Source organism: Streptomyces aureus, from assembly GCF_001418135.1.
GTDB lineage: Bacteria > Actinomycetota > Actinomycetes > Streptomycetales > Streptomycetaceae > Streptomyces > Streptomyces aureus_A.
This window is the reverse complement of sequence record NZ_LIPQ01000132.1, coordinates 1-14,971: the sequence shown is the minus strand read 5'-3', so window position 1 is coordinate 14,971 and position 14,971 is coordinate 1. Positions and strand designations below refer to the sequence as shown.

The window sequence follows — 14,971 nt, the reverse complement described above, 5'->3', positions numbered from 1 at the left end:
CGGGAGCCCTCCCCTTCCAGTCTCCGACTACCCTCGCCCCCATGCCACCGGCCAAGAAGCGCACCCGCCGCTACGACTCCGCCAAGACCAGGGCCGCCGTGCTCGCCCAGTTCGGCCACGTACGGGAGGCGGTCGCGGCGCTCACGCCCGAGCAGCTCGACGGCCCGACCCGGCTGGGGGAGTGGACGGTACGGGACCTGGCGGCGCATCTGGCGATGGTGCTCGCCTCGATGGCCCGCAAGCTCGGGGAGCCCGAGCCGGCCCGCCGGGAACTCACGCTGCTCGACTGGCCCCTGGCCACGGCGACGGAGGCGGCGAGCATCGACGAGGACACGCGGGCGATCGGCACGGACGACCTGCCGGCGCTGTTCGCGGAGACGGCGGCGCGGTACGAGGCGGCGCTCGCGGGCGTCTCCGACGAGCGGCTGGTCCCGACCCGTTTCGGCGCGATGACCGTCGGCGAGTTCCTCGTCACCCGGACCGTCGAGCTCGTCGTCCACACCGACGACCTCAACGCCGCGACCGGCGCCGGCGTCCCCTACGACCGGCAGGCCCTGGCCGCCTGCACCCGGCTGCTCGCCGACGCCCTCGCGGCGAAGGCCCCGGGCGGGGCGGTCGAGGTGCGGATCCCGCCGTACGCGGTGGTGCAGTGCGTGGAGGGTCCCCGGCACACCCGGGGCACCCCGCCCCATGTGGTCGAGACCGACCCGCTGACCTGGATCCGCCTCGCGACCGGGCGGGCGGAGTGGGCGACGGAGCTGGACGAGGCCCGGGTCGGCGCCAGCGGCGAGCGGGCCGACCTGAAGGACCTCCTGCCCCTGATGGGCTGAGATTCCCGTACGGCCCGGGCCCCGGCGGACCGGCAGCGGGACCGGCCGCGGAACCGACTGCCGCCCCGGCCCGTCCCATCGCCATGCAGACGCAGACGACGCGCACCCTCGCATCCGCCGCATCCGCCGCCGCCATGGCCCTCCTCCTCGCCGCCTGCGGCACGGAGGGAGGTGGCGCGGGAGCGGGCTCCGGCTCCGGTTCCGACACCGTCTCCCCCGACCTGCCCGTCGCGGGTACCCACTGGACGATCGGCGCCGTCACGGTCGACGGCCGCAGGTCCGCCGCCCCGGACGGCGCCCGCGTCGAGTTCGGCGCGGACGGCCGCGCCAGCGGGAACAGCGGCTGCAACACCTTCGGCGCGACCGTCGCCGTGAAGGGGGACACCCTGACGGTCTCCCCGCAGGAGATCACCGAGATGGGCTGCCCCGGGGACCGGCAGCGCTTCGAGAAGGAGCTGGTCAAGGCCTTCGCCGGCCCGCTCAAGGGGACGCAGAAGGGCGAGGCCCTCACCCTGGCCTCCCCGGACGGCCGCAACGGCCTGGAACTGACCGCCGAGGCCGACCTCCCGCTGCGCGGCACCACCTGGAAGATCGACGGGCTGATCTCGGGGGACACCGCGTCCTCGCTGCCGGCCGGCAGTGGCGACAAGGCCCGTCTCGTCCTCGGCGCGGACGGCCGGGTCACCGGAAACCTGGGCTGCAACAACTTCGCCGCGACCGCCCGCGTCGAGGGAAAGACCCTCACCATCGAGGGCCCGGCGGCTACCACTCGGATGATGTGCACCAGCCCGCAGATGCAGCTGGAGACCAAGCTGTACGAGCTCCTCGACGGCACGCTCACCTATCGCCTGGACCACCGGACGCTGACCCTCACCAAGGCCGGGGGCGAGGGCCTGGGGGCGACGGCGGCCACGGCGACGACTGGCGGAACCTCCGAAGGAGCAGGCGGAACGGACGGCCAAGAGCCCCCGGCGTCCCGGTGAACGAGCCCGTCCGGGGTGCCCTCCGTCACATCGCGACGGGACTTCCGTGCTGGTACGAGCGTCCGCTCGGAAGGGTTCGGAGGCGGGAATCCCTTACCGCGCCTGCCTCGTAGCCCCCTCCAAGCCGGAGATGATCATTTCGTGGGATCGCACGAGCGGGGCGGGCCCCGCAATTCCTCAATTCGGACCAGTGGTCGAGCCCGTCTACACTCGGAAACGTGCCACGTGGTGACGGTCGACTCAATCACGACCTGCTTCCCGGCGAGAAAGGCCCCCAGGACGCTTGTGGCGTCTTCGGTGTCTGGGCTCCGGGTGAAGAGGTCGCAAAGCTCACGTACTTCGGGCTCTACGCCCTCCAGCATCGGGGCCAGGAATCCGCGGGAATCGCGGTCAGCAACGGCTCCCAGATCCTCGTCTTCAAGGACATGGGCCTCGTGTCCCAGGTCTTCGACGAGACCTCTCTCGGTTCCCTCCAAGGTCATATCGCGGTCGGTCACGCCCGCTACTCGACCACCGGGGCCTCCGTGTGGGAGAACGCGCAGCCGACGTTCAGGGCAACCGCCCACGGCTCGATCGCGCTCGGCCACAACGGCAACCTGGTGAACACGGCGCAGCTCGCCGAGATGGTCGCCGACCTGCCCAAGAAGGAAGGCCGCAGCACCCGTGTCGCGGCCACCAACGACACCGACCTGCTCACGGCGCTCCTCGCCGCCCAGGTCGACGACGAGGGCAAGCCGCTCACCATCGAGGAAGGCGCCGCCAAGGTCCTTCCCGATGTCCGGGGCGCCTTCTCCCTCGTCTTCATGGACGAGCACACGCTCTACGCGGCCCGTGACCCGCAGGGCATCCGCCCGCTGGTCCTCGGCCGCCTGGAGCGCGGCTGGGTGGTCGCATCCGAGTCCGCCGCCCTCGACATCTGCGGCGCCAGCTACGTCCGCGAGGTCGAGCCGGGCGAGATGATCGCGATCGACGAGAACGGCATCCGTACCTCGCGATTCGCGGAAGCGAAGCCCAAGGGCTGTGTCTTCGAGTACGTGTACCTGGCTCGCCCGGACACCGACATCGCCGGCCGGAACGTGTACCTCTCCCGCGTGGAGATGGGCCGCCGCCTGGCGAAGGAGGCGCCCGTCGAGGCCGACCTGGTGATAGCGACGCCGGAGTCCGGCACCCCGGCCGCGATCGGCTACGCCGAGGCCTCGGGCATCCCGTTCGGCGCGGGCCTGGTGAAGAACGCCTACGTCGGGCGCACCTTCATCCAGCCCTCGCAGACCATCCGCCAGCTCGGCATCCGGCTGAAGCTGAACCCGCTCAAGGACGTCATCAAGGGCAAGCGCCTGGTGGTCGTCGACGACTCGATCGTCCGCGGCAACACCCAGCGCGCCCTCGTCAAGATGCTCCGCGAGGCCGGCGCGGCCGAGATCCACATCCGGATCTCCTCGCCGCCGGTGAAGTGGCCCTGCTTCTTCGGCATCGACTTCGCCACCCGCGCGGAGCTGATCGCCAACGGCATGTCGATCGAGGAGATCGGCAAGTCGCTGGGCGCGGACTCGCTCTCGTACATCTCGATCGACGGGATGATCGAGGCGACGACGATCCAGAAGCCGAACCTCTGCCGTGCCTGCTTCGACGGCGAGTACCCGATGGAGCTGCCGGACCCCGAGCTGCTCGGCAAGCAGCTCCTGGAGACCGAACTGGCCGCGGGTCCCGCTGCCACGGCGGCCTCCGACGCGCTCCGTCGTCCGTGAGCACCGTCGCCCGTAAGACCCCGCTGCAACCGCAGTACGACACGAAAGTTCCCAGCCATGCCTGAGACCACCGGTGCCAGCTACGCGTCCGCGGGCGTCGACATCGAAGCGGGTGACCGCGCCGTCGAGCTCATGAAGGAGTGGGTGAGGAAGACGCAGCGCCCCGAGGTCCTCGGTGGCCTCGGCGGCTTCGCCGGCCTCTTCGACGCCTCCGCCCTCAAGCGCTACGAGCGTCCGCTGCTCGCCTCCGCCACCGACGGCGTCGGGACGAAGGTCGACATCGCCCGCCAGATGGGCGTGTACGACACGATCGGCCACGACCTGGTCGCGATGGTCATGGACGACATCGTCGTCTGCGGTGCCGAGCCGCTCTTCATGACCGACTACATCTGTGTCGGCAAGGTCCACCCGGAGCGGGTCGCCGCCATCGTCAAGGGCATCGCCGAGGGCTGTGTCCTGGCCGGCTGCGCGCTGGTCGGCGGCGAGACGGCGGAGCACCCGGGCCTCCTCGGCCCGGACGACTTCGACGTCGCCGGCGCGGGCACGGGTGTCGTGGAGCACGACCGGCTGCTCGGCGCCGATCGCATCCGTACGGGGGACGCGGTCATCGCCATGGCCTCCTCGGGTCTTCACTCCAACGGGTACTCGCTCGTCCGCCACGTGGTCTTCGACCGCGCGGGCATGACCCTCGACCAGCGGGTCGACGAGCTCGGCCGCACGCTGGGCGAGGAGCTCCTGGAGCCCACGAAGATCTACTCGCTCGACTGCCTGGCCCTCACCCGGACCACGGACGTCCACGCGTTCAGCCACATCACGGGCGGCGGTCTGGCGGCGAACCTGGCCCGGGTGATCCCGGACGGTCTGCACGCCACGGTCGACCGTTCGACCTGGGCGCCGGGCGCGATCTTCGACCTGGTCGGCAAGGCCGGTCAGGTGGAGCGCCTGGAGCTGGAGAAGACCCTGAACATGGGTGTCGGCATGATGGCGGTCGTGCCGGCCGAGTTCGTGGACGCGGCCCTGACGACGCTGGCGGACCGGGGCGTCGAGTCCTGGGTCGCGGGCGAGATCACCGAGCGCGGCGCGCACACCACGGGCGCGGAGCTGGTCGGGGACTACGCGAAGTAACCCTCATCGGTACGAGGTGACGGGGCGCTCCTGAGGGGGCGCCCCGTTCGCGTCGTACCGAGCGTCCCGCGCGCGCCGTACGGGGCGCCGCGGCGCCCCGGAAGCGGACAGCACAGAAACCCGGCCGGGTGACCCCGGACCGGGTTTCTGGCATGCGATGAAGAAGGTCAAGCGCGACGCGGGGACGCGCTCGGACCGGACTCGTCGTCCTCGTCCTCGTCGTCCTCGTTATAGAGATCCGCGTACTGGGCGTACGGGTCGTCTTCCTCGTCGTCGTCCTCGAACGGCTCGCCATTCGGCGGCTGGTTCGAAGTCGAAGCGCCCAGCTCATTGGCCAGACGCGTCAAGTCTGTCCCGCCGCTGCTGTACTTCAGCTGGCGGGCGACCTTGGTCTGCTTGGCCTTTGCCCGGCCGCGCCCCATGGCTCGACCCCCTCGGTGACGGGGCTCGGTGGCCCCAGAGTCTTGACACGCGTTCATGATTCGGAACGGACTCTCGACAGAGAGACCGGCCCGTAGGGCTTCAACGGTACCTGTTTCCGCGGGTCTACGGTACGCCGCGCGCATCACATACCCCGGTACAGAACCATCGAGGTGCCCTTTCCTCGCTGGTCAATCGCGATTTTAACCTCTTCTGGAGGCCCGACCCGCCGAGGGGCGTGAGCGAAGTCTCCCCGTGGTCGCTCCGCGGCCCTCCCACGGACTCCTCGGGGTCACCCCGGCGACGGGTCGGTCCCGGTACGGCTCAGGCGCGGCGCGCGTCCGCCATGCGCTGCTCGGCGATCCGGTCGGACGCCGCGGCCGGCGGAATCCCGTCGGCCTTCGCACGTGCGAAGATTTCGAGCGTGGTGTCGAAGATCTTCGTCGCCTTCGCCTTGCAGCGGTCGAAGTCGAAGCCGTGCAGCTCGTCGGCGACCTGGATCACTCCACCGGCGTTGACCACGTAGTCGGGCGCGTAGAGGATCCCGCGCTCCACGAGGTCCTTCTCGATGCCCGGGTGGGCGAGCTGGTTGTTGGCCGCGCCGCAGACGATGCTCGCGGTGATGAACGGGACGGTCTCCTCGTTCAGGGCGCCGCCGAGCGCGCAGGGCGCGTAGATGTCGAGACCCTCGACGCGGATCAGCGCCTCGGTGTCGGCCACGACGGTGACCTGCGGGTGCCTGTCGGTGATCCGGCGCACCGACTCCTCGCGCACATCGGTGATCACGACCTCGGCGCCGTCCTCCAGGAGGTGCTCGACGAGGTAGTGGCCGACCTTGCCGACGCCCGCGACGCCGACCTTGCGGCCGCGCAGCGTCGGGTCGCCCCAGAGGGTCTGCGCGGAGGCGCGCATGCCCTGGAAGACGCCGAAGGCGGTGAGGACGGAGGAGTCGCCGGCGCCGCCGTTCTCGGGGGAGCGACCGGTCGTCCACTTGTTCTCGCGGGCGACGACGTCCATGTCGGCGACGTAGGTGCCGACGTCGCAGGCCGTGACGTACCGGCCGCCGAGGGAGGCGACGAAGCGCCCGTAGGCGAGGAGGAGCTCCTCCGTCTTGATCTTCTCCGGGTCGCCGATGATGACGGCCTTGCCGCCGCCGTGGTCGAGACCGGCCATGGCGTTCTTGTACGACATGCCGCGGGCCAGGTTGAGGGCGTCGGCGATCGCCGCGGCCTCGGTGGCGTACGGGTAGAAGCGGGTGCCGCCGAGGGCGGGGCCCAGAGCGGTGGAGTGGAGGGCGATGACGGCCTTGAGGCCGGTGGCGCGGTCCTGGCAGAGCACGACTTGCTCGTGGCCACCCTGCTCCGAGTGGAACAAGGTGTGCAGTACATCAGCAGGAACGCCGGTCACATCGGTCACGGTGGTGACTCCCAAGTACGAAGCGGCGGTTGCGGACCTCCCTATGGGTGGGGGAGGACCAGTTCGGCAAGAGAGTAAGTCCTACCTGGGCGTAGATCAGCAGCAGTGCTCAGGATCACCCCCTCCCGGAGTACCTCCGTGGAAGGATTCGCGACATGTCGGTCGCTTCCTCGGTCCTCATCCCCTACGCGTCCTATCTGCGGGTGTACGAGCCGCTGGCCGCGTTTCCCGAGCCGGAGCGGACCCACTGGGCCCGGTACTCCCGTCTGCCGCGCACCCCGGGGGCGCAGGAGGAGCTGCGGCGCTCGCTGGCCGACCTGCTGCCCACACCGCCGGTCCCGGTGCCGGTCCACGAGAGCGGGGAGGCCTTCGTCGCCCAGCTGGACGGGGTGGTGGTGATCTGTCCGTGGCGGACCAGGCTGCGGGGGTGGCTGGCGCTCCAGGAGCTCGACGGCCAGTTCCCCGAACCGGTGCTCGACGCGATGCTGCCGCCGGTGGTGCGCCTGCAGGTGGCGAGCGACTACGAGCGCTGGCTCAGCAGGAACCCGGACGCGCGGCCGTGGATCCGTACGGCGGTCTGGCAGGTGCCGCTGCGCTGGTTCGCGCTCTTCGGGGACGAGGACCGGGAGTACGAGCCGGGGGAGCGGCCGTCCGGCGCGGGCGCGGACGGCGCGGCTGCGGGCGGTGCGCGTGCGGACGGCGCGGGGAAGGCTCCGGTGCTGCGCTACCGGACGACGATGGCGCAGGCGCGCCGCCGTCTCGCGCGGGCGCTGCGGGCCCTGCGGGAGTCGATCGACGACGGTCCGATGACCGAGGGCCTGATCGAGGTGGGGCGCTGGCTGGAGGAGTTCCATCCGCGGGCGCTCGTGGAGCTGGACTTCGGTGGTCTGGTGCACGCGGTCCCGGAGGAGTGGCTGGCGGCGGACCGGTCGGCGGCGCAGCTGGCGGAGGGGATCGCGGCGCTGCGGGCCGGCGACGGTGAGCGGGCGAGCGACGCGTACGGGCGGCTCGCGGAGCGCTGGCGGACGGTCAGGGATCTTCGCTTCGCGAATTGACATCAGTCGGGCATCTTCGTCAGGTCGGTATCGACAAGACATGTCCGACGGGTGTAAATGATCTTCGGGGTTGTCCGGATACCGCCTGCCCGGTTTTGAATGCCGGGTGGTGTCGGGCCTTTCGGCACCCGCTGGGCGGGGACGTTGGTCCCGATCCGGGCCTTTGGCTCAAGCGTGACGGACAGCACGTAACGCACCCTTGCGTCCATCACCCACCCTCGTGCCAAAATAGGACAAGGAGTCCGGGGAGGGTTCCTTCCGTCCATCTATGGGCGGAACGCTCAGCATTGCACTCTATGGGGGGTCTGAGGACTCCTGATCGCTCTGTGACTGATCGTCACAGTGGCGTGACTGTCCGTTATGGCATGGTCCATCGACTTCCGCCGCTGATGAACACCTGCGAGGGCAATTCCATCGGTTTGGCCGACGTGGCTGGACGGATGGTGTAGTTGTAGTGCCGAGGACAAGCCGTTCGTCCTATAACCGACTCGGCCCGCTTCTGCCATTTCGGGCAAGGCGGGTCAAGGTGCAGAATTTAGAGGAAAGAACCGAGATGGTTCGGTTCTCCCGAGGAGGCCGCTCATGACCGCTCGCACCCCTGATGCCGAGCCGCTGCTGACCCCTGCCGAGGTTGCCACGATGTTCCGCGTGGACCCGAAGACGGTGACCCGTTGGGCGAAGGCCGGGAAGCTCACGTCCATCCGCACCCTGGGTGGGCATCGCCGGTACCGCGAGGCTGAGGTTCGCGCTCTGCTGGCGGGTATTCCGCAGCAGCGCAGCGAGGCCTGAGGTCGCGCAAACACCCCGTAGTACCCAGCAGTACCCCGTAACACCGGGCCTGTCCGGATCCCCCAATCCGGTCGCCCACACCTAGCTCTGCCGACGGATTCCTGCCCCAACAGGCCTTCGTCAACGATCGCGCTGGACTCCGCCGGGTCTGGCGCGATCTTCTTTTGTGTCCGGCGCCACTCTTTGGGGGGCGGTGCAATTGCACATATTAAATCGGGCCGGTGTAGGGAGGGTGTAAGTGAAGTGGTTTCTGAAACTGCTTCAGTGACTCCCGTCACACTGGCGAACTCTTGCCAAGGAACAGCCTCCCACTTCGCGGAACTGCCCCAACCCGCCGTTGGTCATGGGTCGGTGGGACTTTCGTCCCCACTGCCGTCCGCCGGCCGCTCGGGCTCCCCGCCCAACCCCTGGGGCCCTTCCCCCGGCTCTTCCGGCTCCTCCTGCGCTTCCCCCGGCCCTTCCGGCCCTTCCGGCCCTTCCGGCCCTTCCGGCTCGTCCGGCCCTTCCGGCTCTTCCGGGCCTTCCTCCGGCCCCTCGGGCTCCGGAAGGTCCATGGAGAGCCGCAGGAGGCGATGGCAGACCACGCAGTGGCGGGTGAGGTGTCCGTACCGGGACGCGGCCGCCAGATGGGCGCGCAGCAGTGCTCTCGTCTCGTGCCGTGCTGCGGACGCCGCGGCCATGCGCGACCACCTCCGGTGTGGGCCCCCGAATCCCTGATGTCCGGGGTACCGGCGGGCCTGTGGCCCCGTCAAGACACGGGAACACAAAGAAAGGCCCGCATCTCACGATGCGGGCCTTTCCTCAAGGCGAACCTGACGGGACTTGAACCCGCGACCTCCACCTTGACAGGGTGGCGAGCTAACCAACTGCTCCACAGGTCCTCGTTCGCAGCCCCTCGTAAGTGGCTGCGAGGAACACTGTACAGCAGGTCAGCGGTCGGGTCGAACGCACCGACGGCGACGCCCCGCTACGGGGCCGCCGCGTCGATCGCCTTCACGATCCGCTTGTCCGAGATCGGGTACGCCGTGCCCAGCGCGTGCGCGAAGTAGCTCACCCGCAGCTCCTCGATCATCCAGCGGATGTCGGTGACCTCGGACGGCACCGGGCGGCCCTTGGGGAGCTGTTCGAGCAGCCAGGCGTACTCGTCCTGCATCTCCTGGACCTTCTCCATCCGGGTGGTGTCCCGCTGGACCCCGGTCGGCATCTGCTGGAGCCGCCGGTCCACCGCCACCAGATAGCGCATCAGGTCCGGGAGCCGCTTCAGGCCCGTACGGGTGACGAAGCCCGCCGGCATCAGCCAGGCCAGCTGGTCGCGCACGTCGGTCAGGTTGTTGATCAGCGCCAGGCTGTTCGTCGACTTCAGCCGGCGCTCGCACGCCTGCCAGGCCGCCAGGATCTGCTGGACCTGGCCCACCGTCCGCACGGTCGTGTCCACCAGGTCCGCGCGGACCTTGTCGTACAGCTTCCGGAACGACTCCTCGTCCCACGCCGGGCCGCCGTGCTCCGCGATCAGCCTGTCGGCCGCCGCGGTGGCACAGTCGTCGAAGAGGGCCTGGATCGAGCCGTGCGGGTTCGAGGACAGGGCCAGCTTCTGCTGGTTGGTCAGCTTGTCCGAGGCGAACTTCGCCGGGTTCACCGGGATGTTCAGCATGATCAGCTTCCGGGTGCCCCGCCACATCGCCCGCTCCTGCTCGGCCTCCGTGTCGAAGAGCCGTACGGCGACGGTCGCGCCCTCGTCCACGAGCGCGGGGTACGCCTTGACCGGCTGCCCGCCCCGCTTGGTCTCGAAGACCCTGGTGAGCGTCCCGATCGTCCAGTCCGTGAGTCCCGTGCGCTCCAGGGAGGGCCCGGAGCCGTCCGGGCCCCCGGTGGCCGCCGCGGCGGCCTGGGAGAGGGCCTTGCGGGCCTTCGGGCGCAGCCGCAGCCGCAGCGTCTCCAGGTCCTTGTCCTCGGCGAGCTTGCGGCGCCGCTCGTCGACGATCCGGAAGGTCACCTTGAGGTGCTCGGGGACCTTCGCCCAGTCGAAGTCGTCGGCCGTCACCGGCACGCCGACCATCCGCTGGAGCTCGCGGGCGAGCGCCCCCGCCAGCGGCTCCTGCACCGGCACGACCGCGTCGAGGAAGCGGGTCGCGAAGTTCGGCGCGGGCACGTAGTGGCGGCGGATCGGCTTCGGCAGGGAGCGGATCAGCTCGGTGACGACCTCGGCGCGCAGACCGGGGATCTGCCACTCGAAGCCGTCGTCCGTCACCTGGTTCAGGACCTGGAGCGGGACGTGGACGGTCACGCCGTCGGCGTCCGCGCCGGGCTCGAACTGATACGTCACCCGGAACTTCAGCGGGCCCTGCCGCCAGGAGTCCGGGTAGTCGTCCTTGGTGACCCCGGCGGCCTTCTCGTTGATGAGCATCTCGCGCTCGAAGTCCAGGAACTCCGGCTCGTCGTGGCGTTTGTGCTTCCACCAGGAGTCGAAGTGGGCTCCGGACACGACGTGTTCGGGGACGCGCTTGTCGTAGAAGTCGAACAGCGTCTCGTCGTCGACCAGGATGTCCCGGCGCCGCGCGCGGTGTTCCAGCTCCTCGACCTCGGTGAGGAGCTTGCGGTTGTCCGCGAAGAACTTGTGGTGGGTGCGCCAGTCGCCCTCGACGAGCGCGTTCCTGATGAACAGGTCGCGGGAGACCTCGGGGTCGATCCGGCCGTAGTTGACCTTGCGGTCGGCGATGATCGGGACGCCGTACAGCGTCACCTTCTCGAAGGCCATCACGGCCGCCTGGTCCTTCTCCCAGTGCGGCTCGCTGTACGTCTTCTTCACCAGGTGCTGGGCGAGCGGCTCGATCCACTCGGGCTCCACGCGCGCGTTGACCCGGGCCCAGAGGCGCGAGGTCTCCACCAGCTCGGCGGACATGACGAAGCGCGGGGGCTTCTTGAAGAGCGCGGAACCGGGGAAGATCGCGAACTTGGCGCTGCGGGCACCCAGGTAGTCGTTCTTCGCGCCCTCCTTCACGTCCTTCATGCCGATGTGGCTGAGCAGACCGGCGAGGAGCGAGATGTGGACGGACTGCTCCGGAGCGTCGTCCTCGTTCACATGGATGCCCAGCTGCTTCGCCACCGTCCGCAGCTGCGCGTAGATGTCCTGCCACTCGCGGATGCGCAGGAAGTTCAGGTACTCCTGCTTGCACATCCGGCGGAAGGAGCTGGAGCCGCGCTCCTTCTGCTGTTCACGGACGTACCGCCACAGGTTCAGGAAGGCGAGGAAGTCGCTCGTCTCGTCCTTGAACCTTGCGTGCTGCTGGTCGGCCTGCGCCTGCTTCTCCGCCGGCCGCTCGCGCGGGTCCTGGATGGAGAGGGCGGCCGCGATCACCATGACCTCGCGGACACAGCCGTTCTTGTCGGCCTCCAGGACCATCCGGGCGAGCCGCGGGTCGACGGGCAGCTGGGCGAGCTTCCGCCCCTGCTGGGTGAGCCGCTTCTTCGGATCCTTCTCCGTCGGGTCGATCGCGCCCAGCTCCTGGAGGAGCTGCACGCCGTCCCGGATGTTGCGGTGGTCCGGCGGGTCGATGAAGGGGAACTTCTCGATGTCGCCGAGGCCGGCCGCGGTCATCTGGAGGATGACGGAGGCGAGGTTCGTACGGAGGATCTCGGCGTCCGTGAACTCCGGCCGCGCGAGGAAGTCGTCCTCCGAGTACAGCCGGATGCAGATGCCGTCGGAGGTGCGGCCGCAGCGGCCCTTGCGCTGGTTGGCGCTGGCCTGGCTGACCGGCTCGATCGGCAGCCGCTGCACCTTGGTCCGGTGCGAGTAGCGGGAGATGCGGGCGGTGCCCGGATCGATCACGTACTTGATGCCGGGGACGGTCAGGGACGTCTCGGCGACGTTCGTCGCGAGGACGATCCGGCGGCCGGAGTGAGCCTGGAAGACCCGGTGCTGCTCGGCGTGGCTCAGCCGGGCGTAGAGCGGGAGGACCTCGGTGTTGCGCAGCTGCCGCTTGAGCAGCGCGTCCGCGGTGTCACGGATCTCGTGCTCGCCCGAGAGGAAGACCAGGACGTCGCCGGGGCCCTCGGACTGGAGCTCGTCGACGGCCTCGCAGATCGCGGTGATCTGGTCCCGGTCGCTCTCCTCGGAGTCCTCTTCGAGGAGGGGCCGGTAGCGGACCTCGACCGGGTACGTGCGGCCGGAGACCTCGACGATCGGGGCCTCGCCGAAGTGGCGGGAGAAGCGCTCCGGGTCGATGGTCGCCGAGGTGATCACGACCTTGAGGTCGGGGCGCTTCGGGAGCAGCTGGGCCAGATAGCCGAGCAGGAAGTCGATGTTGAGGGACCGCTCGTGGGCCTCGTCGATGATGATCGTGTCGTAGGCGCGCAGCTCGCGGTCCGTCTGGATCTCGGCGAGCAGGATGCCGTCCGTCATCAGCTTCACGAAGGTGGCGTCGGGGTTCACCTGGTCGGTGAAGCGGACCTTCCAGCCGACGGCCTCGCCGAGCGGGGTCCTCAGCTCCTCGGCGACCCGCTCGGCGACCGTGCGGGCGGCGATCCGGCGGGGCTGGGTGTGCCCGATCATGCCCCGGACGCCCCGGCCGAGCTCCAGGCAGATCTTCGGGATCTGGGTGGTCTTTCCCGAACCCGTCTCACCGGCGACGATCACGACCTGGTGGTCGCGTATCGCCTCCAGGATCTCGTCCTTCTTCTGCGAGACGGGCAGCTGCTCGGGATACGTGACCGCGGGCACGCGGGAGGCGCGCCCGTCGACGCGCTCCTTGGCCTTGGCCGCCTCGACGGCGATCTCGTCCAGGACGGCCGCGCGGGCCTCGGGCTTGCGGATGCGGCGGGCGCCTTCGAGACGGCGGCCGAGCCGGTGGGAGTCCCGCAGCGAGACCTCGGCCAGGACGGACTGGAGGGCGGCGAAGGAAGTAGACATACGGAATCCAGGATCGCACCTGCGGCCGAGAAGCGGCGAACCGATTTACGAGTGGCGTCCCGGGGACCCCGCGCGCGGCTTCCCGGGGACGGGTGGCGTCCGGGAGCGGGGTGGTGGGGTGCGTACTATTTCGGGCACGTCGACCGGACCGGAGAGGTTTCGTATGTTCCGCACCACCCGCGTGCCGGCGGCGTTCGCCGCGCTCGTGGCGCTGGTCCTCGGACTCCTGGTGTGCGGTGCGACGACGGCCTCGCCCGCGGGGACGGCCCCGGTCGTCCTGGGCGCCGCCGTACCCGGCTGCGACCCGGGCCATCCCGTCGACGAGGGGGCCGCCGGTCCCGTCGTACCGCCGCGCGCGCACGCCTTCGCGGAGCTGCTGCCGGCCCTGGCCGCCGACCGGACGCCGTGCGGCGCCCGGGAACAGGATTCGGCAGGCCGGGGCGTGTCGGCGGGGCGGGAGCCACCCGCGCGCGTACCCCTGTCTCCCGTGGAGCTGTCGGTCCTGAGGGTCTAGACGGACGGCCGTCCTCCGCCGTCCTCTTCCCCTTTCCTCTCCTCAGGAGCGCTTCCGCATGTCCAGGTCCAAGCCCATCGCCGTCGTCTCCGGGGTGGCCGTCGCCGCCGTGCTGCTCGGCGTGGTCTCGTACACCGCCACCCGGCCCGCGTCCCCCGGCGCCGCGGGTTCCTCCTCCCTCGCCGAGGTCTCCGCCGACCCCTCGGCCGGCGTCTACGCCGAACTGGAGGCGTACGCCCGCCGCGACGCCTCCGACAAGCTCGCCCTCGGCCGCGCCGACGCGCCCGTCGTGCTCATCGAGTACGCCGACTTCAAGTGCGGCTACTGCGGGAAGTTCGCCCGGGACACCGAGCCCGTCCTGATCGAGAAGTACGTCGACAACGGCACCCTGCGCATCGAGTGGCGGAACTTCCCGATCTTCGGCGAGGAGTCGGAGGCGGTCGCCCGCGCGTCCTGGGCCGCCGGGCAGCAGGGCCGGTTCTGGGAGTTCCACCGGGCCGCCTACGCGGAGGGCGCCAAGGAGAAGGGCTTCGGCAAGGACCGGATCGCGGCCCTTGCGAAGGAGGCGGGCGTCCCCGACGCGGCCCGGTTCGCGAAGGACAGCGAGGGGGCGGCGGCCCGCGCGGCGGTGAGCGCGGACCAGGAGCAGGCCTACTCCCTCGGCGCCACATCCACCCCCTCCTTCCTGATCAACGGCCGGCCGATCGCCGGCGCGCAGCCGCTGGAGACGTTCACGGAGACGATCGAGGCGGCGGCCAAGGCGGCCAAGGCGGCCAAGGCGGCCAAGGCCTCGAAGACGGCCGAGCCGACCGACGGCGGCACGAAGCCGGGCCCGGACTCCGCACGGTGACCTCCGGCATCGGCTACTTCGCCGCCTTCCTCGGCGGGCTGCTCGCCCTGCTCAGCCCGTGCAGCGCCCTGCTCCTGCCGGCCTTCTTCGCGTATTCGATCGACACGCGCGCGAAGCTGGTGGCCAGGACCGGCATCCTCTACGCGGGTCTGGCGACCACTCTCGTCCCGCTCGGCGCGGCCGGCTCCTTCGCGGGCCGGCTGTTCTACGGCCACCGGGACCTGCTCGTCACCGTCGGCGGCTGGCTGATCATCGGCCTCGGCGTCCTGCAGATCCTCGGCCTGGGCTTCGCCTCCCGGCGGATCGCCGAGGCGAGCGGCCGGATCCGGCCCACGTCG

At 70.2% G+C, this 14,971-nt stretch carries 12 protein-coding genes, 1 tRNA gene and 1 pseudogene; 9 read left to right on the top strand and 5 right to left on the bottom strand.

Features of this window, described 5'->3' with window-relative positions; all coding sequences use genetic code 11:
* Positions 1-41: 41 nt before the first annotated feature.
* The 4 genes from AOK00_RS13140 to purM all read left to right on the top strand — a co-directional run bounded on the left by AOK00_RS13140 (position 42) and on the right by purM (position 4,683).
* The gene (locus tag AOK00_RS13140; protein ID WP_055600491.1) at positions 42-830 is read left to right on the top strand and encodes a maleylpyruvate isomerase family mycothiol-dependent enzyme; all 789 of its coding nucleotides are present in this window, start codon (positions 42-44) and stop codon (positions 828-830) included.
* A gap of 83 nt (positions 831-913) precedes the next feature.
* Positions 914-1,813, top strand: coding sequence for an META domain-containing protein (locus AOK00_RS13135; RefSeq protein WP_055600490.1), 900 nt, complete (start codon positions 914-916; stop codon positions 1,811-1,813).
* A gap of 218 nt (positions 1,814-2,031) precedes the next feature.
* Positions 2,032-3,558: an amidophosphoribosyltransferase gene (gene purF, locus AOK00_RS13130; RefSeq protein ID WP_030318264.1), complete on the top strand. Its 1,527-nt coding sequence runs from the start codon at positions 2,032-2,034 to the stop codon at positions 3,556-3,558.
* 57 nt (positions 3,559-3,615) lie between these two features.
* On the top strand, positions 3,616-4,683 hold the full coding sequence (gene purM / locus AOK00_RS13125; RefSeq protein ID WP_055600489.1) for a phosphoribosylformylglycinamidine cyclo-ligase: 1,068 nt from the start codon (positions 3,616-3,618) through the stop codon (positions 4,681-4,683).
* 167 nt (positions 4,684-4,850) lie between these two features.
* Here purM and AOK00_RS13120 read toward each other — a convergent pair whose 3' ends face one another.
* Together AOK00_RS13120 and AOK00_RS13115 are read right to left on the bottom strand one after the other, a co-directional pair.
* Entirely contained in the window at positions 4,851-5,105 is a 255-nt protein-coding gene (locus AOK00_RS13120) for a DUF3073 domain-containing protein (RefSeq protein WP_030318267.1), read from the bottom strand.
* A 322-nt stretch (positions 5,106-5,427) separates the two neighbouring features.
* Positions 5,428-6,519 (bottom strand): Leu/Phe/Val dehydrogenase, encoded by a 1,092-nt coding sequence (locus tag AOK00_RS13115; protein ID WP_055600499.1) that lies wholly within the window; start codon positions 6,517-6,519, stop codon positions 5,428-5,430.
* Between the two features lie 155 nt (positions 6,520-6,674).
* Between AOK00_RS13115 and AOK00_RS13110 the strand changes: the two genes are divergently transcribed.
* Positions 6,675-7,574 carry a hypothetical protein gene (locus tag AOK00_RS13110; RefSeq protein ID WP_055600488.1) on the top strand — a complete coding sequence of 300 codons (900 nt, stop codon included), beginning with the start codon at positions 6,675-6,677 and terminating at the stop codon, positions 7,572-7,574.
* Between the two features lie 582 nt (positions 7,575-8,156).
* The gene (bldC, locus tag AOK00_RS13105; RefSeq protein ID WP_003949541.1) at positions 8,157-8,363 is read left to right on the top strand and encodes a developmental transcriptional regulator BldC; all 207 of its coding nucleotides are present in this window, start codon (positions 8,157-8,159) and stop codon (positions 8,361-8,363) included.
* 341 nt (positions 8,364-8,704) lie between these two features.
* Here bldC and AOK00_RS40270 read toward each other — a convergent pair whose 3' ends face one another.
* The 3 genes from AOK00_RS40270 to hrpA form a co-directional block, all read right to left on the bottom strand.
* Positions 8,705-9,043, bottom strand: coding sequence for a DUF6274 family protein (locus tag AOK00_RS40270; RefSeq protein WP_055600487.1), 339 nt, complete (start codon positions 9,041-9,043; stop codon positions 8,705-8,707).
* A gap of 127 nt (positions 9,044-9,170) precedes the next feature.
* A tRNA-Asp gene (locus AOK00_RS13095) sits at positions 9,171-9,244 on the bottom strand.
* Positions 9,245-9,330: 86 nt separating this feature from the next.
* Positions 9,331-13,269, bottom strand: coding sequence for an ATP-dependent RNA helicase HrpA (hrpA, locus tag AOK00_RS13090; protein ID WP_055600486.1), 3,939 nt, complete (start codon positions 13,267-13,269; stop codon positions 9,331-9,333).
* Positions 13,270-13,432: 163 nt separating this feature from the next.
* Here hrpA and AOK00_RS13085 point away from each other — a divergent pair, with 163 nt between their 5' ends.
* The 3 genes and pseudogenes from AOK00_RS13085 to AOK00_RS13075 form a co-directional block, all read left to right on the top strand.
* A complete protein-coding gene (locus AOK00_RS13085) occupies positions 13,433-13,783 on the top strand; it encodes a hypothetical protein (protein WP_055600485.1) in 351 nt (116 codons plus the stop codon).
* 58 nt (positions 13,784-13,841) lie between these two features.
* A complete protein-coding gene (locus AOK00_RS13080; RefSeq protein ID WP_055600484.1) occupies positions 13,842-14,633 on the top strand; it encodes a DsbA family protein in 792 nt (263 codons plus the stop codon).
* Positions 14,630-14,971, top strand: a pseudogene (locus AOK00_RS13075) (cytochrome c biogenesis protein CcdA); the annotation flags it as partial. The gene AOK00_RS13080 and the pseudogene AOK00_RS13075, both read left to right, overlap by 4 nt.

Coding starts and splice junctions, on each gene's coding strand:
- AOK00_RS13140 (WP_055600491.1), top strand. CDS start 42: ATGCCACCGGCCAAGAAGCGCACCCGCCGCTACGACTCCGCCAAGACC.
- AOK00_RS13135 (WP_055600490.1), top strand. CDS start 914: ATGCAGACGCAGACGACGCGCACCCTCGCATCCGCCGCATCCGCCGCC.
- purM (WP_055600489.1), top strand. CDS start 3,616: ATGCCTGAGACCACCGGTGCCAGCTACGCGTCCGCGGGCGTCGACATC.
- AOK00_RS13120 (WP_030318267.1), bottom strand. CDS start 5,105: ATGGGGCGCGGCCGGGCAAAGGCCAAGCAGACCAAGGTCGCCCGCCAG.
- AOK00_RS13110 (WP_055600488.1), top strand. CDS start 6,675: ATGTCGGTCGCTTCCTCGGTCCTCATCCCCTACGCGTCCTATCTGCGG.
- bldC (WP_003949541.1), top strand. CDS start 8,157: ATGACCGCTCGCACCCCTGATGCCGAGCCGCTGCTGACCCCTGCCGAG.
- AOK00_RS40270 (WP_055600487.1), bottom strand. CDS start 9,043: ATGGCCGCGGCGTCCGCAGCACGGCACGAGACGAGAGCACTGCTGCGC.
- hrpA (WP_055600486.1), bottom strand. CDS start 13,269: ATGTCTACTTCCTTCGCCGCCCTCCAGTCCGTCCTGGCCGAGGTCTCG.
- AOK00_RS13085 (WP_055600485.1), top strand. CDS start 13,433: ATGTTCCGCACCACCCGCGTGCCGGCGGCGTTCGCCGCGCTCGTGGCG.
- AOK00_RS13080 (WP_055600484.1), top strand. CDS start 13,842: ATGTCCAGGTCCAAGCCCATCGCCGTCGTCTCCGGGGTGGCCGTCGCC.